The sequence below is a fragment of the Rhizobium sp. CB3060 genome (assembly GCF_025200735.1).
In the GTDB taxonomy this organism is placed as follows: domain Bacteria; phylum Pseudomonadota; class Alphaproteobacteria; order Rhizobiales; family Rhizobiaceae; genus Rhizobium.
On record NZ_CP104159.1, the window covers coordinates 1 to 21444 of the forward strand.

The window sequence follows — 21444 nt, forward strand, 5'->3', positions numbered from 1 at the left end:
ATGGCGCTAACAGAACAAATCGAGCAGGAGAATGCTTTTTCCGAGGATGCTGCGACGAAGATCGTCCGGCATGCTGGCATGCTTTCGAACCAGCTCCAGGCTCTGCGAACCCGCATGTATCCGCCGAAGGCGGAAAAGAGCCTGCGATATTTCATGACGAATGAGGTCTCGAAATTGACCTCCATTCCCGACTCGACCCTGAAGCTGCTGTCCAATGAGGGCCGCGGCCCGGTTCCTAGCCGGCTAGAGAATAACCATCGCGCCTATACGCTGCAGCAGATCAATCAGTTGCGTGCCATGTTTGCCGAGCAGAAGCCTTCGGACGCATTGCGGTTTCTTCCTTATCGGCAGGGCAGGGAGCATCTTCAGGTGCTCGCGGTCGCAAACTTCAAAGGCGGCAGCGCCAAGACGACAACCAGCGTCCACCTTGCACAATATCTCGCGCTCCACGGCTATCGTGTTCTGGCGATCGATCTCGACCCGCAGGCCTCGCTTTCTGCGATGTTCGGTTTCCAGCCCGAGATCGACGTGCAAGCCAACGAGACCATCTATGCCGCTTTGCGGTATGACGACGAACGCCGGCCGATGAAAGAGATCATCCATCGAACCTACTTCGATGGCATCGATCTCATTCCGAGCAATCTCGAGGTTATGGAATACGAGCATGAGACGCCTCGCATTCTGGCGCAGCGATTGGGCAGTCGCGAGGGGATGTTTTTCGAACGGCTGAAGCTCGCATTGGACGAAGTCAGACATCGTTACGATGTGGTGATCTTGGACACTCCGCCATCCCTGGGTTTCCTGACGCTTGGCGCCATTCACGCTTCGACGGGGATGATTGTAACTGTCCACCCGGCAATGCTGGACGTCTCGTCGATGAGCCAGTTCCTGTTGATGATGGGAGATCTCATCCAGGTTTTGGGCGAGAGCGGTGCCGTGTTGAAGCAGGATTTTTTCCGCTACCTCATCACCCGCCACGATCCGAACGATCAGCCGCAGTCGCAGGTGGTGGCCATGCTTCGCCATCTTTTTGGCGACGACGTCATCTTGCCGACGGCGATCGAAAGCACGGCAGTCGAGGCCGCAGGTCTTGCCAAGCGCAGCCTGTACGAATTGGAGATGGGTCAGGTCGGCCGCGATACCCATCGCCGTGCCCGCGATGCAATGGATGCCGTAAACGATGCCATCCTGGATTTGATCAAAAGCAGTTGGGGGAGGCGATGACGAAGTCCCCAAAAAGATCATCGCTTGCCGCAAGCTTCGGATTGCTGGCAGCCGATATCAATGCCGATACGAAGAACAGCGTTGAGCAGCAGGTGTCCGCTTCGGCGCCTGTCCGTGTGGGCGCCGGCGTCATTGGCGCGACCCATAAGGCGATCAGTGACATCAGGGACGAACGCGACCGGCTTCTTGCCATGCTGGAGGCGGGCTCCGGCGGCTCGACCGAAATCGACACCGATCTGATCGATCCGTCGCCCTTTCCTGACCGGCTTCCTGACGACAACGACGAGTCTTTTGCGGAGTTCAAGAAGAGCATCGAGGAAGATGGGCAGAAGATCCCCATCCAGGTCCGCCTTCATCCGACGTTGGCAGGCCGATATCAGGTGATCTACGGCCATCGCCGCCTGCGCGCCGCCCGTGAGCTTCAGCGCCCCATCAAGGCGTTGACCTTGGACATGTCTGATCGAGATCTTGTTGTCGTTCAGGGGATCGAGAATGCTGCGCGTCAGGATTTGAGCTGGATCGAACGGGCGCTGTTTGCATGGCGTATGGACGAAGCCGGCATCCGCCCGAGAGATATTTATGCAGCGCTTGGGATCGACGACGCAGAGCTTGCACGTATGCGTTCCGTCTATCGCGTCGTCCCTCTCGACGTCATCGAGGCCATTGGCAGGGCGCCTAAAATTGGGCGCCCGCGATGGGTCGAATTCGGCGGATCGTTAAAAGCGAAACCTGATGCACTTAGGGCGATCAGAGAGACCCTGTCATCTGACAGGGTTTTGCGCTTGATGTCGAATGAGCGGTTCAGTCAGGCCATGGGAATGTTGAAAACTCCTGCGGCTCGCCTGCCCGGTCGAGATATTCGTGATGGACGCGGCAAATCCCTGGCGAGGCTTCAGATTTCGAAGAAAGAACTGAAGCTTATGCCAGAGACCGACCGAGGTGTCCGGTTTGCAGCCTTCCTGGAAGGCGAAATACCGGCGCTGATCGCGAAGTTCGATGCCGCAGATAAACAGGATGATTCATAAACCCTGTCAGTTGACAGGGTTTTATCGCCGCGCCCCCGCGCGGATTTGGAATAAACTTATCAACGGATGAAGCCCTCACGGCGAGCCATTCGAGAGCCTTTGTATTCTTGTAGCGAAGATATCATTGCTCTTTTGCCGCGACCTTCGATCTGTTTGGTATCCGCTAATCAGCGGAAATCGCTCGGTCAAACACCGAGAAACCATGATTGAAACGAAGAGAGAAAGGTAAGCGACGGCAAAAAGAAAAGGCCCCCAAACGGCGAACCATTCGAGAGCCTTTGCATTCTTGTAGCGAAGATATCAATAGCTCCCCCCGAATCAGTTGTCAATGCATCGAAGTCGTTTCGGTGGCCGTATTCGCTTTGCCTGAGATCAGAGGCGAAGATATGCACAATTCGAATTTCATAACGACGCCGTTTGGGCGGCGGTCGATGACGCTTGGCATGTTGTCAAATCAGTATGACGCCAAGGATATCGAACCCGGGAAATCCGTCGACAAGTGGAAGCTGTTTCGCGCTCTCTGCGAGGCCAGAAGCGTTTTCGGAATTTCCGACCGCGCCCTTGCCGTATTGAACGCACTCTTGAGCTTTTATCCGGAAAATGCCTTGTCGGAGGAAAACGGCCTGGTGGTTTTTCCGTCCAATGCGCAATTGTCGTTGCGGGCGCATGGCATTGCTCCGGCGACATTGAGACGCCATCTCGCTGCTCTGGTGGCGGCAGGTCTGCTGATCCGCAAAGACAGCCCGAACGGCAAACGCTATGCAAGGCGGGACCGGAAAGGCGAAATCGACGAGGCCTTCGGCTTCAGCGTGGCGTCTCTCATCGCCCGCGCCGATGAAATCTTTGCCCATGCGGCAAGGATCGTCGCCGATCGCCTGCGCCTGCGCGTCACCAAGGAACGTCTGTCGATTTGCCGCCGTGACATCGCAAAGCTGATCGAGATCGCCCTGCAGGAACAAGCCCCGGGCGACTGGATGATGATCCAAAAGACATTCCAGTCGATCCTCGCAGCCATCCCGCGCGCGCCGCATGTCGGCGACTTAAGCGGAGTGCTCGACGAGCTGGAGATGCTGCGGGGTGAAATCCTTATCCGATTGGAAAAGCAGCTAGAAACACAAAAACAAAGCGCCACCGAATCCCAAACTGAGCGCCATATACAGAATACAGATTTAAAAAACATTCTTGAATCTGAACCGGCCTCCAGCACGCAACCAGCTCGAGACGCAACCCAGGACGACACCGTTGGTGCGTGCGACAGCCAGGAGAGTTCGCATCACCTTTCCATACCCACAGGCAACGTATATCGAGTGGCCACAGCCCAAAGACCAAGTAATCCTTCTATTCAGCCGCTGAAGTCTTTCCCGCTTGATCTTGTGATCCAGGCTTGCCCTGAAGTCGCATCATACGGCCACGCCGGTAAGGTCGAGAGCTGGCGAGACCTCATGACGGCGGCAATCGTCATTCGTACCATGTTGGGCATCAGCCCATCCGCTTACCAGGACGCTTGCAACGTCATGGGACCTGAAAATGCAGCAACCGTCATCGCCTGCATGCTGCAGAGGGCAGAGCATATCAATTCGGCAGGAGGTTATCTGCGCAATCTGACGCGAAGAGCGCAATGTGGTGAATTCGCTATTGGCCCAATGTTGATGGCTTTGGCGCGGTCACACAGGCTGCCAGGACGAGATGCGGCATGAAACATGTCCCCTGCGCAAGACCGGAGGAAATGGTGTTGAACAAGATCCTTGCGAACGGTCTCGAGTTTGTACGCTTGCTCAAGCTTTAGGCCGAGACCCCGTACACTTTGTCTCAAGAAAAGAGCCGGAACTTGAACATGGGAAGGATGCCTACGTGAACAACTGCGAGCTCTCGGAGGAAAATTTCCAGCGACCGTCGTTAGGATCCTGTTGGAGACGACGCGGGCGCCAAAAGATCAATCATGTCACCTATTTCACTTTGCGTTCCGGCGTTATTGTAGTAACCTCCTACTCGTCAAATCGATCCGCATTCAGCAGTTTTGCCTGCGACGGATTATCCCCTCCCAGACACTCTTTTGATCGAAATTGAGCCCTTCCAAAGGGTATAGGGAGTGACGGAAGTTAAAGCCGAAATTACTTCCGTTTGGCAGCTTAGCTTAGATTTAACAGCCATTTAGACATAGGATAATTTGCATCCGCAAAAGGAGAAAATGGGTAAAAGGGGCTGATTTGGAGGCGCTGCTGCAGCGCTGGGCAATTGTGCCGTCGATGCTCTTCTACCATAATGGGCGGCGGAGCATAAGACGGCATTGGGACCAGAGGCGTGGGTAGCGGGAAGATGCACGAGATCGATATCGAGGGGCTCGACGAAGCCACCCTGATGGCACTGCATGGACGTATCGTCGAACGGCTGCATTTTCTGCATCAGCAAAAGACCGCCGCTGCTCTGCGAGAGATCAAGATCGGCAGCGGCGTCATGTTCGAAGGGCCGGATGGGAGAACGATCCGGGGTATCGTCATCCGCCGCAATCGCAAAACCGTGACGGTTCACACCGACGACGAGAAGCACTGGAACGTCTCGCCGTCCTTGCTGACGCTTGTGGGCCGGCATGGTCTGGACGGAGAGGTGTCCAAAGACGGCCGTGTCGTGCCGTTTGCAAAACCCGGCACTAGGTAGCAGCGCTCAAGCTTTCGCCGCGACAAGGCCTGCCAGTGGCGGGATGATCTGGCCGGCGATGCCGAGCCGGTCGCCGAGATAGTGATAAAAGGACAGCCCGAGCTTTTTGCAGGTCTTCATCAGACCGAGCATCGTGTCGCGCGCAATGCGGCCGTCCCGGCTCAAGGTGCCGCCCGAGATTTTGCGTTTGGTGACAAAGGCCCGCAAGTCGTTCTCCGACGCGTTCGTGTGCAATGGAATATGTGGACACTCGAGCACCTTCAGCAACTCGTCTTTTCGACGATGCAGGCGCGTCAGCAGTTGATCGAGGGCGTCATAGCCAGTGTGCAGGGTAAAGATCCTGTCGAACCGTCGTCGGAAGCCTGGGATTGCCTGTGGTAAAGGCTTTTGCTTCCAGATCTTCAGCGCCTTGTAAAATCGCCAGATAAGATCGCGCACCAGCGCGACCGCTCGCGCCTCCTTTGGCTTGGCCGGCATCAGCTTTTGCAGAAGGCGCTCGCTATGGACCCAGCACAGGGCATGATTGCCGACACGAAACTGGCCGGCATCGTCAGAGACGATCACCATGTCGCCCAGCAGGCCGTGATGGCGCAGGGAACCCCACAGACCAGCTTCGGCCAGGACCCCGATCCCTTGCCTGTCGAAAATATCGATGCCCTTGCCGGCTAGATATTCCAGGAACGGCACCTGATTGCAGAAGCCTTGCGGCTCGAAAGTGCGCAGTCTGGCAACAAGGCCCGGATCGCCGCGGCGCTCTTCCAGATAGTCGAATGCCGCGTCGTTGAGGACATAATCCCGGTAGTTGCCGCGCAGCAGCGACAGGAAGTTCAGTCGCGATTTCGATTTCATGGTGCGGAAGACCGTAAAGTGGTCGCCGCCGATCTGCGTCGTATAAAAGTTACCATGAGCGTGGCGGGCGCCGGTGTCATCCACAGTGACATAGGAGGACGACACCAGGCCGGCATGCAGCACCGCCGCATCCTCGGCGACAAACCCATCCAGCTCTTTGGTCAGAAGGCGCACGACCTGACGCTTAGAGATGTCGATACCGACATCATTCAACAACGTCGTCAGCCGCCCAGTCGTCACCTGTCCTTGCGCATGCAGCATCAGGCAAAGCCGCCGGATGTTCGGGCCGTAGCCACCCATGATCCCCACGGGCAACGGTGCGATCACTGTCTTCCCATCCGGCATGATCCAGCATTCCCGCCGGTAGTGCACAAGCTCGGCCGTGAGAACCAGTTCCCGCACGAAGCAGCTTTTGTAGCCTTTGAAGCGCGAGCCGGCCGGAACGTTTGCACGTAAAACCTCCTCCCGGCTGACCCGCTTCACATCGAGCTTCGGGCCGCGTGGCTTCTTCTTGCCCGCCGGCTTATCGCTCGGGCCATCGGTCGCTTTCTCCATGCCCGATGGTCGAAACGGCGGGCGCGGCGGCAGGTTCTTCAGCCGCGCGATCTCGTCGCGCAGCAGCTGGTTCTCGACCTTCAAACGGGTGTTTTCCAGGCGAAGCGCCGCGTTTTCTTCACGAAGGGCTGCGTTCTCGGCCTCGAGTTTCTCAAGGCGAACTTCAGCCCGCTCCGCCCTTTCCAACAGACCAGTCACCAAACTACGCAACGCCTTCAGCGATAGCGTATCGGCATGCTCAGGCGAGGGGAGCCGTCTCTTTGCCATCCCGGGACTGAATCATGATTTGCCCCGGCCAAGGAATCCCCACGCCGGCAACCAGTTCGCCGAGCAAGCACTTATGCACACTTCTCTAGGGTCGTTGGCGAAAATCTGCCAACCAAAATGCCCCACTTACAGAAAATGGCTAGGTTTTGGAGCGGGAGACCCCGGCAGCAACTCTATGGACATGATCCCTCCTACCGTTATTTGCAGTAACCTGCATCCTGACAATTCCAGTCATTTGGCGACAGATTGAAACGCCAGGCAACACGACGGCGATGCAACGCGAAGGACAGGGTCCTCGTCCTTTTCGCTGGATTTCAATCCACGAGATTCTATGTTTAAACGTTCTTCCAGGGTGCGATGCGCGCCTATTGGGAGACGAAGATGTGGCGTTTGACGCCTGCTACTATGTTTCTTTTGCTTTTTGTCGCGGTCACATCCAGCGCGTCGGCAGCCGAGCTTCTCTACAATGATTTCAGGTCGCCGACGCTAGATCAGAGCCAATGGTGTTCCTGCCAGATCGATAACAAAAATACACCGGTAACATTCTCGGCCGATCCAGCCGAAAGGAGGGATTACATAGCCGGGATTACCGTCAACGAATCCTCACTCGGCGGCAAGAAGTGCGAACCTGCTTGCAAGGCGCCGCAGGAGGTCCTGACTGCGCAACACTTCTTGGTGACCGAAGTCAGCAGACCGGAGTTTCTCGGCACGAACTTCTTTGCGAAAGTGAAGCCGACGTGGGCGCCGACGGCGAACCAACCTGATCCTTATTGCGACGACAACGCCTGGAGCCGGGCCAAGGCAGCTCACCAGGAGGACGAATGCATTCAGCGTGAAGAGCTTCGCCTGCAAAAGACCTTCTTTCGAAGGTCCGATGTGCCGCTCGTCTATTCCTTCCGCTTCCGCATGCCGAAAGAGGTTTTGAACGATAAGGATTCCATTCGCTGGATAACGGCGCAATGGAAACAGGAGCCTATAAATAGCAAGTACGCGCAGGAGTTTGCGGGCTGGTCACCAAGCCCGTTTCTCGCCCAGCGCTATGATGACGGCATCCTGCATGTCACGGTTCAGGACGATATGTGCAGGTGCTTGATCGCCTCGGCGCCAGCCAAGGGAAGCAAGCTCGCCTGGAAAAACGGAACGCCGCATTATTGCCAGTCTATCCGGCCGGAGGACAGCGACGGCAAAGCCTGCACGCCCAATTTGAAGGTGGAGTATGGCCGCAATCCCATCCTGTCGACGCCGGCGGGGAAATGGGTCGAGATGCGTTATCGCGTGCAGGCCGGTCGTGACGGCAGCGCTTTCATCGAGATTCATCAGGATGGCCGGTTCATCGCCAGGGTAACCGGCAAGATCGGGTATGAGCCTGATCCATCATCTCCACCGATGACCAAGTTTAAGATCGGCCAATACCGCGACTATATACCGTCCTCGGACACGTTGGAGCTGGATTGGATCAGGATCGAGACCGCCCGGAAATGAGGCAGCCTTGCCCTGCGAGGCGTCAATCCGCGGCGATCGAATGGTAAACCCGCGAACGAATGCCTCTCCGTTCAGCTATGACAATCGCTGCGCAACCAGGGCGGCCCAGTAGTCGATGCCGTAGGCGATGGCATTGTCATTGAAGTCATAAGCCGGATTATGCAGATCGGCGCTGTCGCCATTGCCGACCCAGATGAGCGCGCCGGGCCGCTTTTCGAGCATATAGGAAAAGTCTTCCGAACCCATCGTCATTGGCCAGTTGCCGTTGACGCGCTCTGCGCCGACAACGTTCTTCGCGGCGGCGATCGCAACCGCGGTCTTCTCGGCATTGTTGACGGTCACGGGATATCCCGGGCGCCAATCGATTTCGGCCTGCGTGTCATGGAGCTTCGCCGTCCCAGTCACCACATCGCGAAACCGTTGCTCTACGGCGCGGCGTGTCGCCGGCAGCATCGTGCGGACCGTGCCGCCGATTTCGACGGCGGGAGGGATGACGTTCAGCGCCTTCCGGTCGCCGCCGCTGATGAAGGTAACGGAAACGACGACGGGATCGAACGGATCGGTAAAGCGCGATGCGATCGACTGGAGCGCGACGATGACATGCGAAGCGACAAGCACGGGGTCGCGGGCAAGATGCGGCGAAGCCGCGTGGCCACCGCGTCCGTGGATGGTGATGACGAAACGGTCCCCAGCAGCCATCATCGGGCCGCTGCGGATGGCGAACGAGCCGACGGCGAGGCCCGGCTGATTATGCATGCCATAGACTTCCTCGATGCCGAAACGATCGAGCAAACCTTCCTCCAGCATCACGCGCCCGCCGCCGCCGCCTTCTTCCGCCGGCTGGAAGATCAGAACGATCTTGCCCGCAAAATTGCGATCGGCGGCAAACCGTTTGGCGGCACCCAGGAGCATGGCGGTGTGACCGTCATGGCCGCAGGCATGCATCATGTTTGGTATCTTCGAGGCGTAAGGCAGGTTCGTCTGTTCGGACATCGGCAGCGCGTCCATGTCGCAGCGAAGCGCGATCGTCTTGCCATTGCCTCTGTTACCTGAGATCACCGCCACGACCCCGGACTTGGCCATCCCGGTCACTACCTCGTCGCAGCCGAACGCCCTCAGCTTCTCCGCCACCATCGCCGACGTGCGTGGCAGATCGAATAGAAGTTCCGGATATTGATGTATCTCGCGACGCCAGTTCTTGGCCTCATCCGCAATGATGCGCGATGCTTCGGACGGGTTCATGAACAGTCTCCTTCAGAAAGTCTTACAAATCGCCGCGATGCCGGCGGGAGCGGATCTGTACCAGAGATAACGACGAGCAGCATACGAGTATAGTCACCTTTGCAGACGGCCCAAGATATGGGCCGCCTGTCAATTGATTTGTGACCCGGGGACATTGCTCATCGTCTGCCATGCGTTTGACGGCCTGCGACGGTTCGCCTCACGTTTAAAGAATACGGAATTCGACCTATCTATCTTTGGCCAGGTAGCACGAGGCGCGGTATAGGTTCGCGCTTCGGTTTATAAAATCATGGGCTGAAGCCGATTGTCGTTCCAGGTAAATGACAATCGGCGTATATTCGCACTTCGGCGTGGATCGTTGCGCGACGACAGAGACCAGGTATTTGTGGGGTACGGGTAATGCAATTGTCATCGGAAGCGGCGTCCCGCTCGCATGTCGAGAGCCAGGGTATATGGCCGGCAAGACGGAGTAATATCCTCGATTGGCTGATGCATGATACCCGCGACGAACGCTTCATCGACAATATCCTCGTGGACTTGTGCGGGAGACTGCGGGCAGCGGGTATCCCGGTCGCACGGGCGACGTTGCATTTCAGAACGCTTCATCCGCAATGGCTCGGTGCACGAATCCTCTGGCGTATAGGGATGGAGGAGGCAAACATCAGCACCTTCAGCTACGGGGTGGAGACGACACCGCAGTTTCTGGCTAGCCCGATCAACGAGATCTTCAATGGAGCCGCCGAGGTTCGCCAGAACCTCGAAAAGCTGGATACGGCCGATCGGCCCGCCTATCCGCTCTACGAGGAAATGCATGCCGAAGGATTGACCGACTATATCGCCTGGCCGATCTACCATACGCTCGGCAAGCGCCATATCGTCACCTTTGCCGCCGACATACCGGGCGGCTTTACCGAAGAGCATGTCACCTTCCTGAAGGACCTACTGCCGGCCCTGACGCTGGTGAGCGAGATCCGGCTGAAGAACATCCTGGCCCGGACGCTTCTGCGCACCTATGTAGGGCCGCATGCCAGCGAGAAAATCCTTGCGGGTGCTACCACCCGCGGCAGCGGCACGACCGTCGGCGCGGCCATCCTCATCTGCGACCTGCGCGACTTCACGACGATTTCGGACATGTGGCCGCGCGACGACGTGATCGACCTTCTGAACGGCTATTTCGACGCGATGTCGGAGCCGATCGAGAAACATGGCGGCGAGATTCTCAAATTCATGGGGGATGGATTACTGGCCATTTTTCCGCTGAGCGATCCCATGGCCTGCGCTAACCTTCTTCAGGCGATCAGCGAGGCGGAGGCTGCGGTCGGCGCGTTGAATGAGGAAAATAGTCGGAATGGCCGCGAGGTCTTGCGTTACGGCGTCGGCGTGCATGTCGGCGATGTGATGTATGGCAATATCGGTTCGCGTACCCGCCTTGATTTCACCGTCATCGGGCCGGCCGTCAATGTCGCTTCGCGACTGGAGACATTGACCAAGGAGGTCAAACGGCCCGTCTTGTTGTCCAAGGCCTTCGTCGATATGGCAGGCTGTGAGATCGAAATGGAAAGCCTTGGTGCCTTCCCACTCAAGGGTCTTGGTGAACCGGTCGATGTCTTCGCCTTTGCGACGAATGGAAATAGCGTAGCGCGCCACAAAGCGCGATCCTGATATGTTTCCGAGATCATGCCCGGTCCATTTTCTGGACCTCGCGGAGCGAAAAAGCTGATCGCAAAACGTGAAGTGTCGAGGGCTGTTGTCTCTTGTATATTAGGATGAGTGGAAAGACGATAGCCGCCTCAATTTCGTGGGATCGTTCTGCGATCACGGACGTTAGTTTGGGCCGACTCAACGGCTCGGCGACCGGGTGCCCTGCACCCTGAATACTCTGACAAGGAGAGAAAGATGAATAAATTACTCGCCACGGCATTTTCAGTAGCAGCATTGATCGTCATCGGCGGGACGGGGGTACGCGCGGCCGACCTACAGACCACCTACCAGGAGCCGGACGAGCGCAATGGGGTAAAGATCGGCTATCTTACGTGCGACGTCGGCGGCGGTGTCGGCTATGTGCTTGGCTCTGCAAAAGAGGCCGACTGCGTTTTCCGCTCGACCGTCGGAAAGGAGCGCATTGACCATTATAGCGGTGCGATCAGAAAACTGGGCGTCGATCTCGGCTTCACCACCCGCAGCCGTCTTGTCTGGCTCGTTTTTGCTCCGACAGCCGGCTATCATCATGGTGCGTTAAGCGGCCTTTATACGGGCGTTACCGCGGAGGCGACCCTTGGTGCCGGCGTTGGTGCCAACGTTCTTCTCGGTGGCAGCTCCGGCTCCGTGCATCTGCAGCTAATCAGTGTAACCGGCCAGCTCGGGCTCAACGTCGCCGCTACCGGTACGTCGGTGACGCTGACCACGATAGACTAAGCATATCTTCATTTGCCAGTTCCGCCCCGTGCGTATCTTCTCTAGGGAGGGTACGCATAGGGTGCGACTACGGATGCATGATGGGACACTTTTAAAACGTGGTCATCGTGCAAATGATTGTCTTTGGTGGGTTACTCAACTACCTGGCTGACGCATTTTCAGCCCCAGACAACGCGTGCCGCCGGCGGTCTCGGTGGCATGGGCACACCCTAAGCGTGTTTGTGGTATTTTATACCAGCTAAGGTTATCTCTTGCTATACCGACAAAACGCTTCGGCAAAACGAAAATGCATTCACGGCCGCGTCCGCGAGGGCTATAGCTGTCCATCGTCGATGAATACGTGGACCTGAACTCATGACTGATACCGTTATCGATCGCTTCCTTCGCTATGTCGTTATCGACACCCAATCGGATCCCACGTCATCGACGCAGCCGTCTACGGAAAAACAGAGGAATCTTGGCCGACTCCTGGTGGAGGAATTGCTGGCGATCGGCCTTTCCGATGCGCATCTCGATGAGCACGGTTACGTCTATGCAACCGTCCCGTCCAATGTCGACAGGCCAGTGCCGGTCATCTGCTTCTGTTCGCATATGGATACGGCGCCCGATTTCACCGGCACCAATGTCAAGCCGCAAATCCTGCGAAACTATGGTGGCGGCGACATCCAGCTTCCGGGCGATCCGCAACAGGTCATTCGCGTCAGCGACAATCCGGTTCTGCGCGACCAGATCGGCAACGACATCATCACCTCCGACGGCACGACGCTGCTCGGTGCCGATGATAAGGCTGGCCTTGCGGAAATCATGACGGCCGCCCAGTTTTTGGTCGACAATCCGGAGATCGAACACGGAACGATCAAGCTTCTGTTCACGACGGATGAGGAAATCGGACGTGGGGTCGACAAGGTCGATCTGACGAAGCTCGGCGCAGAGTTCGCCTACACCGTCGATGGCGAAACGGCCGGCCATATCGAGGATGAAACCTTTTCCGCCGACGGCGTCGAAATCACCATTCAAGGCGTTGCCATCCACCCAGGTTTTGCCAAGAGTAAGATGGAGAACGCCATCAAAATCGCCGGCGCGATCATTAGCCGGCTTCCGGAAGACATGGCGCCGGAGACGACAGACGGCAGGGATGGTTTTGTCCATCCAACCGGTGTGACCGGTTCGATGGAAAAGGCAGCCCTCAGCTTTATCATTCGCGATTTCAACGATGATGGTCTCGCTGCCAAGGAGGCTATGCTCGAGGCGACCGTAAAGGAGGTGATGGCGGAATATCCCGGCTCCACCTATTCCTTCAAGGTCAGGCAGCAGTACCGCAACATGAAGACCATCCTCGACCGCCATCCGGAGATCGCCGACAACGCCATCGAGGCCGTCCGGCGCGCTGGCATGACGCCCGTGCGCGGCAGCATCCGAGGCGGCACCGACGGTTCGCGACTGTCGTTCATGGGCCTGCCCTGCGCCAACATCTTCGCCGGAGGCCATGCCTTTCACTCGCCGCTCGAATGGGTCAGCCGGCAAGACATGGAGAAGGGCGTCAAGACGCTTGTCGAACTGGCAAAACTCTGGGCGGAGCGCGCCTAACGCATGCGATGATAGCGTCGTCTGAAATAGATTGACGCCTTTCCTTCATTCGACTCGAAGTCCCGCCTTTTTCAGAAGCGGGATGACCCGATCGCAAAAATAGGGCAGTTCCTGCGTATAGTTGACGAAGGACAGAGCTATGCCGGCATAGCCCTGGGCAGATATGGCGATCATATCCTCGACGATCTTTTCCGGCGTGCCGATCAACGGATAGCTGCCCGCGCCGCCGGCGAAGCGCTGGCGGTATCGGTCATAGGCATCGCGGTCGTGCGATTGCGAGAATTCCTTCTTGCCGGCCATATGCTGATCGACGGCGGCGTGGTCGGCCATGGTGACGGCGTAGCGGGTGTAATAGTCCTCCGCCTCCTGCTGCGTCTGGCGGCAGACGACGTGGCAGACGGTGTAGACGCCGACATCCCTGCCCTTTCTCTCCGCCCTTTCGCGGATATCGATGACATGTTTTCCTGCATCCGCGATCTCGGTGAAGGTGGTGAAGAGATAGTCGCAGCTCGCCGCCGCAAAATCGCGGCCCGGACCGCCGAAAGCGGCGTTCATCGTCACCGGCCGCGGCGTCTGCAGACTTGCCGGCCGGCTCACGGCTTCCTTCAGCGTGTAATAGGTGCCGGCATAGTCGACTGGATCGTCGGAGGCGTAGACCTTTTCAAGGATCTCCAGCCATTCCGCCGCCTGGTCGTAGCCCTTCTCGACCAGGGGAATGCCGAACATGCCGAATTCCTTCGGGTTCCAGCCGCAGACGATGTTGAGGCCTGCTCGCCCCTGGCTGACATGATCGACCGTCGCCAGCGATTTGGCGGCATAAAGCGGATGCACCAACGGCACATGCACCGTCATGAATAGGCCGATCTTCTCGGTCGCGGCCGCCAGCGCCGCCGCCCAGGTGAAAGTCTCGAACGACCATTCGCGCACCCGGTTCTTACCGCCGAAGCCTCGCCAGCGGGCAATCGGCAGAAAGAATTCCAGCCCGGCGCGATCGGCGATCTGCGCAGCGGTCAGATTGTCCTGCCAGCCAGCGGCCCAGCGTTCCGGCACATCGGTGATCGCCAGCCCGCCATCGGCATTGGCGGAGAATACGCCAAGCTTCAGCCGGTTCGGGCCTTTCAGCGGATGCGGCTTGATCATCTTTCCCTCTTCATTTTCGTCTTCGGCGGGCAAGACGGATGGCGGGTGGAACAGGACTTGCCCAAACATTGCCAATCGTGAAAGTGCCGGACGTCCGGCACAAAAAGCCCGGCGCGATATCGTTTCGCGCCGGGCCTTTCTTCGGTTGCTACTTGATGGCGTTGAGATCAATGCCCTTGGTGTCGCGGATAAAGATGAGGCCGATGACAAGGCTCATCGCGGCAACCGCGATCGGATACCAGAGACCATAATAGATATCGCCTGTGGCAGCACTCATTGCAAAGACCGTTGCCGGAAGCAGGCCGCCGAACCAACCATTGCCGATATGATAGGGCAAGGACATGCCGGTATAGCGGATGCGGGTCGGAAACATCTCAACCAATATCGCGGCGATGGGACCATAGACCATGGTCACATAGATAACGAGAATGGTGAGAATGGCGATGGTGAGCGGCCAGTTTACCGCATTGGGATCGGCGACCATCTTGAATGCGCCGCCGTTCGCTATGGTGTAAACCGGCATTTCCGTCGCCCCCGCAGCTTGGTCAGCCGTGAGCAGCTTCGCCTTGACGAGGTCAGCCACCGGCGTGACCGTCTTGTCGCCGGCGCGGATCGTCGTTGCATTGAGGCCGAGTTCAGGGTTTGCGGCAATGAAGCCATCCAGCTTGACCTCAGGCACCTTGGCGGGATCCCGCGCGAGCGGGAAGCCGGCCTTCTGCAAGGCAAGATTCAGATCATGCGTGAATACTGCGCTCTTTGCGGCAGCGTCCGCGCCGGCGGTGACGGCATTGTACGAGGTGACGGTCGTATCGCCGACCGTTACCGTTGCCGGCTGGCCGGCGGGGCCATCGACGATGGCATAGGGGACGGAGCTCTTCGACAGGAATGAAGTCGCAATGTCGCAGGAGTTGTTGAATTTCGCTGTGCCGACCGGGTTGAACTGGAAGGTGCAATCGTGGGGTGCTGCGGTGACGGTGGCGCGGATCGTCTGTTCCGCCTGGGCGAGAGCCGGGTTTGCCGCGCGGGTCAATGCGTTGAACAGCGGGAAATAGGTCAGGATCGCCAAGGCGAGACCGGCCATGATAATCGGCTTGCGGCCGATCTTGTCGGACAGCCAACCGAACACGACGAAGAAGCCGCTGCCAATCAAGAGCGCTATGGCGATCATGATATTGACGGTTTGGCCATCGACCTTCAGCACGTTCTGCAGGAAGAACAGCGAATAGAACTGGCCCGCATACCAGACGACCGCCTGGCCGGCGGTGAGGCCGAGCAGCGCGAGCAGAGCGATCCTGGCGTTCTTCCACTGGCCAAAAGCCTCAGATAGGGGTGCTTTGGAGCCCTTGCCCTCTTCCTTCATCCTTTGGAAGGCCGGGGATTCACTGAGCGACAGTCGAATCCAAACGGAAATGCCCAGAAGGACGCAGGACAGGATGAAGGGGATACGCCAGCCCCAATCGGCAAAGGCGGTTTTGCCAAGCCAATTCTGCACGACCAGAATGACGATGAGCGACAGGAAGAGCCCGAGCGTTGCCGTCGTCTGGATCCAGGATGTGTAATAGCCGCGCCGGTTGTTGGGCGCATGTTCCGCAACATAGGTCGCCGCGCCGCCATACTCCCCGCCGAGCGCAAGGCCTTGCAACAGGCGCAATCCGATTAGAATGACCGGGGCGATGATGCCCCAACTGGCCGAACCCGGCAGGACGCCGACCAGGAAGGTCGACAGACCCATGATCGTGATCGTGACTAGAAACGTATATTTGCGGCCGACGAGATCGCCGATCCGTCCGAAGACCAGCGCGCCGAACGGCCGGACAAGAAAGCCGGCTGCAAAAGCGAGCAGCGCGAAAATATTGCGGGTCGCCTCCGGATAATCACTGAAAAAGGCCGCACCGATGAATGTGGCCAAGGAACCATAGAGATAGAAATCATACCATTCGAAAACAGTTCCGAGCGAAGATGCAAAGATCACCTTCTTCTCTTCCCTGGTCATACCCCGACCAGAAGTTTCACCTACAGAGGTGCTTACCATTTTTATTCCTCCCAGTTGCACCAAGGACATGGACGGCGGGAGCCATGCCATACCCTCCCATGTTGGCATAGCGCTTGATTTTCCGGCCGATCGGCGCGGCAAACCTGCGCTGGTGAACGCCTCCGGATTTCCTCCCCCCTGAGGTCACGCACCTGATGCCCAGGAGAAGTGTTGACCAAAAATTGAAAAATGCAATGCCAGCAACTTGCGTCCGCTGCCTAAAACTGTGTGTAAGGCGGTGAAACGCAGAAACTAAGATCCCCTGACGCCATTGTCTCCGGCTCAGGAGATCCGCTGTAAATGCGTCTTCTTGCAAGCCTGGGTTATGCCGGTTGAAGCCTGACGCGCTGCAATGGTGGAAAGGCGAGTGCGATGGCGACTGCGCCGAGGCCTACCATGGACGATCCGATGAAGAGCCAGGAATAATTCCCGAACGTATCGAAGATCCAGCCGCCCGCCAGTGGGCCGAATGCCATTCCGATACTCGACAGCATGGTTGCCGCGCCGAAAACTGTGCCGATGACGCGCGGTCCGAAATACTCCCGTGCAAGCACCGCATAGAGCGGCATAACCCCGCCATAGGCGCTGCCGAAGATGACCGCGAGGGCGTAGAATTCGCTAAGCTGGCTGACGAGGAGATAGATCGCGAGCGCCGCCGCCTGCACCAGCAGGCCCGCGACCAAGACTGGCTTGACGCCGAGCCTGTCTGCAAGCGTGCCATATAGAAGCCGGCCGCCGAGCCCCGCAAGCCCTTCGACGCTGTAGATGCTCACCGCCGCCATCGGCGCCACGCCGCAGATCGTCGCATAGCTTACCATGTGGAAGATCGGTCCTGAATGCGCCGCGCAGCAGGCAAAGAAGGTTCCGCCGAGAACGAGAAATTGCGGCGATCGGAATATCTGTCCGAGCGGTACGTTGGGGCCTTCGGCCGCGGGATCGGTATCCGGGCCCGCCGCAGCCGCAGGGGGGCGTCGCACGAGCAGTGCCGCCGGCACCAGCAGTATCCAGGCGAGAAAACCGATGAGCATCATGGCCGTCTGCCATTCGTAAGCCGAAATGAGCCAGCGGGCGAATGGTGAAATCGTCATCGGCGCAACCCCCATGCCGGCGGAGACCAGTGAAACGGCGAGGCTGCGGTTTTCATCGAACCATGCGGTCGTAGCCGCGATCATCGGCGCGAAGAATGCGCTGGCGGCGAGGCCGACGAGAATGCCGTAGGTCAATTGAAATTCGAGAAGCGATCCCGCCCGACTCGCCAGGACAAGCGCGAGGCCTAGCAGGACTGCGCCCGTCAGTACGACAATACGAGGACCGAAGCGATCGCTTGCCGCGCCCCACAGGAAACCGCCGAGACCCATGACCAGGAAATTGAGCGTCATCGCGCTCGCAATGCCGGCATGCGACCAATTGGTGGCGGTAGCGATCGGCACCTGAAAAATAGCCAGTGAAAACATTGCGCCCAGCGCAACACAGGTCATCAGCGCGCCGGCGGCCACGATGACCCAACGATAGGAATTGCCCATATCCGCTTAACCCCATTTTGCACGATCGATCTTGATACGGCATGGACGGCCCCGTTCCGCAGCGCCATCCATTCCCTAAGACGCTCGAGCCAGCGTGATTTCGACATGTCCTATCATTTTTATTCTTGGACGTGCGATGAAGGTTACGGCGGATCCGGTCTCATCGAACAGGTGGATGAAAGCTCGCGGATAGCTACAAAGATGACGTCGCCTGCTTTCGCGCGGCAGACGCCGCGTTGGGCGATGGTGAAGGGATGTCCGGCTAGCGGATCCACCTATTTCCAATTCTCGCGCCGCCACTCCTCCACGCGCTCATCCATATCGATGCTTCCTCTTTCCGTCAGGATGTTCAGCGCGGCGTCGTGCTGCGCCTTGCTCACTTCCTGCACGGTCAGCAGGACGCCCCCGCGCCGGAGCGCCTCCGCATAGTTCTTGCGCTGCTCTTCCGTGAAGAAGAACCCGGTCAGCGCGTCGAGGAAGCCGATATGGTCGATCGGCGGTATGTCGGGCCGGTTTCCCGGTGTCATGGTGATGGCGTCTTTCGGGATGCCGGCCTCTATGAGCTCTTCGGACGCCTTTTCGGCGTCGGACTCGTCGTCAAAAAATGCGCTGAGCGCATGCGAGCCCGGTCTTCCTGCGATTTCCATGGTGTTTCTCCATCGCTATACTTGTGTCATAACGACGGCGACACGTCACGGTTCCCCGTCGAGGTCGCTATGAGAAGCGCGGAGCCCCTCGTCACCCGCGCGTCGCGGTGCCGCTCGCACCTGAGCCGCCAATTCGAACGGCCGCTTTCGCCGGATATTTACGACCGGGCAACCGGCAGCAAGTTTCGTTTCTCAATTCGGCCTGCGACAGAGAAGACGAGCAGATCGGTGTTTCGGCCGATTCTCTCGCCGCTCATCAATCTGACGATATCGTCGACACCGCCGACCGGGGTACCGTCGATCGCCAGAATGTAGTCGCCGTCCCGCAAGCCTGCGCGGTCGGCAGGACCGCCGGGTTCCACCCGTCTGATGCGCACCGAGGTTGTCTGGCCGGTGCCGGCTTCAAGGGCGATCCTGCGAGGCAGCTCGATCGTATCGCCGGCGATCCCGATGAAAGCGCGCCGGACCTGGCCATACCGCAGTATTTCCGAAACCACGAAGTTCGCCGTATTGGAGGCCACCGCGAATGCGATGCTCTGCGCGCCCTGGATGACGGCCGTATTGACCCCGATGACCTCGCCGCTCGACGACACCAGCGGGCCTCCGGAATTACCGGGATTGAGCGCGGCGTCGGTCTGAATGACGTCGTCCATCAGCCGCCCGCTCGCGGACCGCATCGAGCGACCGAGTGCCGATACGATGCCGGCGGTCACCGTCCACTCGAAGCCGAGCGGATTGCCGATGGCGATCGCGACGTGGCCCCTGCGCAGACGCTTGGAGTCCCCGAGCCGGGCCCAGGCGCCAACGCCGGAATTCGCTCGGATGAGAGCGATGTCGGTGTCCACGTCGCGTCCAAGGACGCGCCCTTCCGTGATGGAACCGTCAGGTGTGGTGATGCGGACAATCTTGGCATCGTCGACAACATGGTTGTTGGTGACGATCAGCCCGTCCGGCGAGACGGCAAAGCCGGAACCATGCCCGCCCCTGCCGCCAACCCGCTCGATCCGGCTGACCGCCGGGCCGACCGTATCCACTGCCCCAGCTATCGATTGAGAATATGCATCTATCAGTGCCCCGTCGTCCGCGGGCACTATGTCCTTATCTATGAAACCCATCGTTTGATCCTCAAACAGCGGCGCCTATCGCCGCTGCCGTCGGCGATCACAGGGATGCCTGGTTCGCCATGACGCTGTCATTAAGATTAGATGGATGGGCGTCGGCTTGTGTTCAAGTCGGGATGCGAGGCTCTGGCTGCAGAGAGCTTCGATGTCAGGACGACTTATTCAATCGCACGCCGGCTCTCGTGCCGGCGTGCGATGATGATCCCATGAAGGAGGCGCAGCGTCTGTAAGGCGGATTCGCTCAGACCACGTTGATTACGACATCGATATTGCCGCGGGTGGCTTTGGAATAGGGGCAGGTCTGGTGCGCAGCGTCCACGAGGGCCTCTGCGACGTCGCGCTCGACGCCTGGCAGGCTGACGTTGAGACGGGCCTGAAGGAAATAGGCGCCGTCGATGAGGCACAGATCTACCTCGGCGTCGATGGCCGCGTCGGCCGGGACGGCGACCTTCATCTTGCGGGCAGCAAGTCCAATCGCACCTTCGAAGCAGGCTGACCAGCCGGCAGCGAAGAGCTGCTCCGGATTGGTGCCGCTGCCGGAGATGCCAGGAGAGGAAAGCTTGACGTCGAGACGGCCATCGGAGCTGCGCGACGCGCCGTCGCGGCCGCCGGTGGTGTGGGTCTTGCCAGTGTAGAGTACCTTATCGGTCTGGGTCATGATGTCGGTTCCTTTGAAGCGGTTGATAGCGTCCTCTTGGGACGCAATGACTGCTGACCAGCCATTGCCCGCATAAAGCGCTGGTGACGTATCCGGCATGTGTCCTGATTGAGCCGAAGTGTACCGGAGTGTGGGATAGCAGCGGCTGTGTACATTGCCGTACAAGGCAAGCCGGCTGGCACTTCTTGAAATGAAAAACTCCTCCGGCCTGGCGTCAGAGGAGTTTTGTTTCGGCAGACAGTCAGAAGCTTATAAGGCAGAGTAGGCGCTTCGAGGCCTCCGTCAGCCCTGGTTGTCTGAGACCAGAACCGGTTTCTCCCGATAGGTTTGGGGAAAGAGGTTCTTCAGATTGTCGACCTTCGGCTGCTCGTTGATCACGATATAGAGCTGGCCAGGATTGTTGGTCATATAGTTCTGATGGTAGACCTCGGCCTTGTAGAAGGGGTTGCCGGGCTCGACGGCCGTTGCAATCTTCGCCTTGAAGACATGGGCCGTTTCCAACTGAGCGATATAATCCGAGGCGACTTTCCCCTGCTCCGCGTCGGCCGGAAAGATAGCGGAGCGATACTGCGTGCCGCTGTCAGGTCCTTGCCGGTCGATCTGTGTGGGATCGTGCGCGACCGAGAAGTAGATTTGCAGCAGCTTGCCATAGCTGATCTTCTTGGGATCGAAGACGATTTGCACGGCTTCGGCATGGCCCGTGGTTCCGGTTTCCGTCTGCTCGTAGTTCGCGGTCTCCGCACTGCCGCCGGCATAACCGGACGTTGCGCTGATGACGCCGTCGACATGCTGGAACACACCTTGCATGCCCCAGAAACATCCGCCGGCGAACACGGCGGTTTGCTGGCTGGTTGTGTCCGCCACGTCATGAATCGCGGGTGGAACCAGCCGCGGTTCTTCGGCGGCCGATGAATTGGCGAGAAGCGCCGCACTGAGAAAGCCGAGCAGACCTCCGGTAATCAGAAAGGGACGGACGATCCCAAAACGGGTGATAGACTTCGAACGCGTTTTCATCTGCATCA

At 58.5% G+C, this 21444-nt stretch carries 17 protein-coding genes; 8 read left to right on the plus strand and 9 right to left on the minus strand.

The window, feature by feature from the left end; all coding sequences use genetic code 11:
• The 4 genes from repA (at position 1) to N2601_RS19625 (ending at position 4904) form a co-directional block, all read left to right on the plus strand.
• Positions 1 to 1224, plus strand: a complete 1224-nt coding sequence (gene repA / locus N2601_RS19610) for a plasmid partitioning protein RepA (RefSeq protein WP_104827806.1) — start codon at positions 1 to 3, stop codon at positions 1222 to 1224.
• Positions 1221 to 2249 (plus strand): plasmid partitioning protein RepB, encoded by a 1029-nt coding sequence (gene repB / locus N2601_RS19615; RefSeq protein WP_104827807.1) that lies wholly within the window; start codon positions 1221 to 1223, stop codon positions 2247 to 2249. The genes repA and repB overlap by 4 nt, the downstream gene beginning before the upstream one ends.
• 386 nt (positions 2250 to 2635) lie before the next feature.
• On the plus strand, positions 2636 to 3946 hold the full coding sequence (gene repC, locus N2601_RS19620; RefSeq protein ID WP_104827808.1) for a plasmid replication protein RepC: 1311 nt from the start codon (positions 2636 to 2638) through the stop codon (positions 3944 to 3946).
• 619 nt (positions 3947 to 4565) lie between these two features.
• On the plus strand, positions 4566 to 4904 hold the full coding sequence (locus tag N2601_RS19625; protein WP_260305273.1) for a hypothetical protein: 339 nt from the start codon (positions 4566 to 4568) through the stop codon (positions 4902 to 4904).
• Positions 4905 to 4910: 6 nt separating this feature from the next.
• On the opposite strand, the gene N2601_RS19630 is transcribed toward N2601_RS19625, so the two are convergent.
• Positions 4911 to 6575, minus strand: coding sequence for an IS66 family transposase (locus tag N2601_RS19630; protein WP_260304586.1), 1665 nt, complete (start codon positions 6573 to 6575; stop codon positions 4911 to 4913).
• Positions 6576 to 6956: 381 nt separating this feature from the next.
• Between N2601_RS19630 and N2601_RS19635 the strand changes: the two genes are divergently transcribed.
• Positions 6957 to 8057 carry a heparin lyase I family protein gene (locus N2601_RS19635; RefSeq protein ID WP_158704547.1) on the plus strand — a complete coding sequence of 367 codons (1101 nt, stop codon included), beginning with the start codon at positions 6957 to 6959 and terminating at the stop codon, positions 8055 to 8057.
• A gap of 75 nt (positions 8058 to 8132) precedes the next feature.
• On the opposite strand, the gene N2601_RS19640 is transcribed toward N2601_RS19635, so the two are convergent.
• Positions 8133 to 9299: a M20 aminoacylase family protein gene (locus tag N2601_RS19640; protein WP_104825956.1), complete on the minus strand. Its 1167-nt coding sequence runs from the start codon at positions 9297 to 9299 to the stop codon at positions 8133 to 8135.
• Between the two features lie 399 nt (positions 9300 to 9698).
• Between N2601_RS19640 and N2601_RS19645 the strand changes: the two genes are divergently transcribed.
• From N2601_RS19645 to pepT, 3 genes are all read left to right on the plus strand, one after another.
• Positions 9699 to 10961, plus strand: a complete 1263-nt coding sequence (locus N2601_RS19645; protein WP_104825957.1) for an adenylate/guanylate cyclase domain-containing protein — start codon at positions 9699 to 9701, stop codon at positions 10959 to 10961.
• Between the two features lie 234 nt (positions 10962 to 11195).
• Entirely contained in the window at positions 11196 to 11714 is a 519-nt protein-coding gene (locus tag N2601_RS19650; RefSeq protein WP_104825958.1) for a DUF992 domain-containing protein, read from the plus strand.
• A gap of 354 nt (positions 11715 to 12068) precedes the next feature.
• Positions 12069 to 13301 carry a peptidase T gene (gene pepT, locus N2601_RS19655; protein WP_104825959.1) on the plus strand — a complete coding sequence of 411 codons (1233 nt, stop codon included), beginning with the start codon at positions 12069 to 12071 and terminating at the stop codon, positions 13299 to 13301.
• A gap of 45 nt (positions 13302 to 13346) precedes the next feature.
• Here the strand turns inward: pepT and N2601_RS19660 are convergent, their stop codons facing one another.
• The 7 genes from N2601_RS19660 to msrA all read right to left on the minus strand — a co-directional run bounded on the left by N2601_RS19660 (position 13347) and on the right by msrA (position 21442).
• A complete protein-coding gene (locus N2601_RS19660; protein ID WP_104827809.1) occupies positions 13347 to 14441 on the minus strand; it encodes an LLM class flavin-dependent oxidoreductase in 1095 nt (364 codons plus the stop codon).
• Positions 14442 to 14589: 148 nt separating this feature from the next.
• Positions 14590 to 16473, minus strand: coding sequence for an MFS transporter (locus N2601_RS19665; protein WP_104825960.1), 1884 nt, complete (start codon positions 16471 to 16473; stop codon positions 14590 to 14592).
• 323 nt (positions 16474 to 16796) lie between these two features.
• Entirely contained in the window at positions 16797 to 17996 is a 1200-nt protein-coding gene (locus N2601_RS19670) for an MFS transporter (protein ID WP_104825961.1), read from the minus strand.
• A gap of 275 nt (positions 17997 to 18271) precedes the next feature.
• Positions 18272 to 18643: a hypothetical protein gene (locus N2601_RS19675; RefSeq protein WP_104825962.1), complete on the minus strand. Its 372-nt coding sequence runs from the start codon at positions 18641 to 18643 to the stop codon at positions 18272 to 18274.
• A 158-nt stretch (positions 18644 to 18801) separates the two neighbouring features.
• The gene (locus tag N2601_RS19680; protein WP_104825963.1) at positions 18802 to 19758 is read right to left on the minus strand and encodes a S1C family serine protease; all 957 of its coding nucleotides are present in this window, start codon (positions 19756 to 19758) and stop codon (positions 18802 to 18804) included.
• Between the two features lie 247 nt (positions 19759 to 20005).
• The gene (locus N2601_RS19685) at positions 20006 to 20422 is read right to left on the minus strand and encodes an organic hydroperoxide resistance protein (RefSeq protein WP_104827810.1); all 417 of its coding nucleotides are present in this window, start codon (positions 20420 to 20422) and stop codon (positions 20006 to 20008) included.
• Between the two features lie 282 nt (positions 20423 to 20704).
• The gene (gene msrA / locus N2601_RS19690; RefSeq protein ID WP_245464214.1) at positions 20705 to 21442 is read right to left on the minus strand and encodes a peptide-methionine (S)-S-oxide reductase MsrA; all 738 of its coding nucleotides are present in this window, start codon (positions 21440 to 21442) and stop codon (positions 20705 to 20707) included.
• Positions 21443 to 21444: the final 2 nt, after the last annotated feature.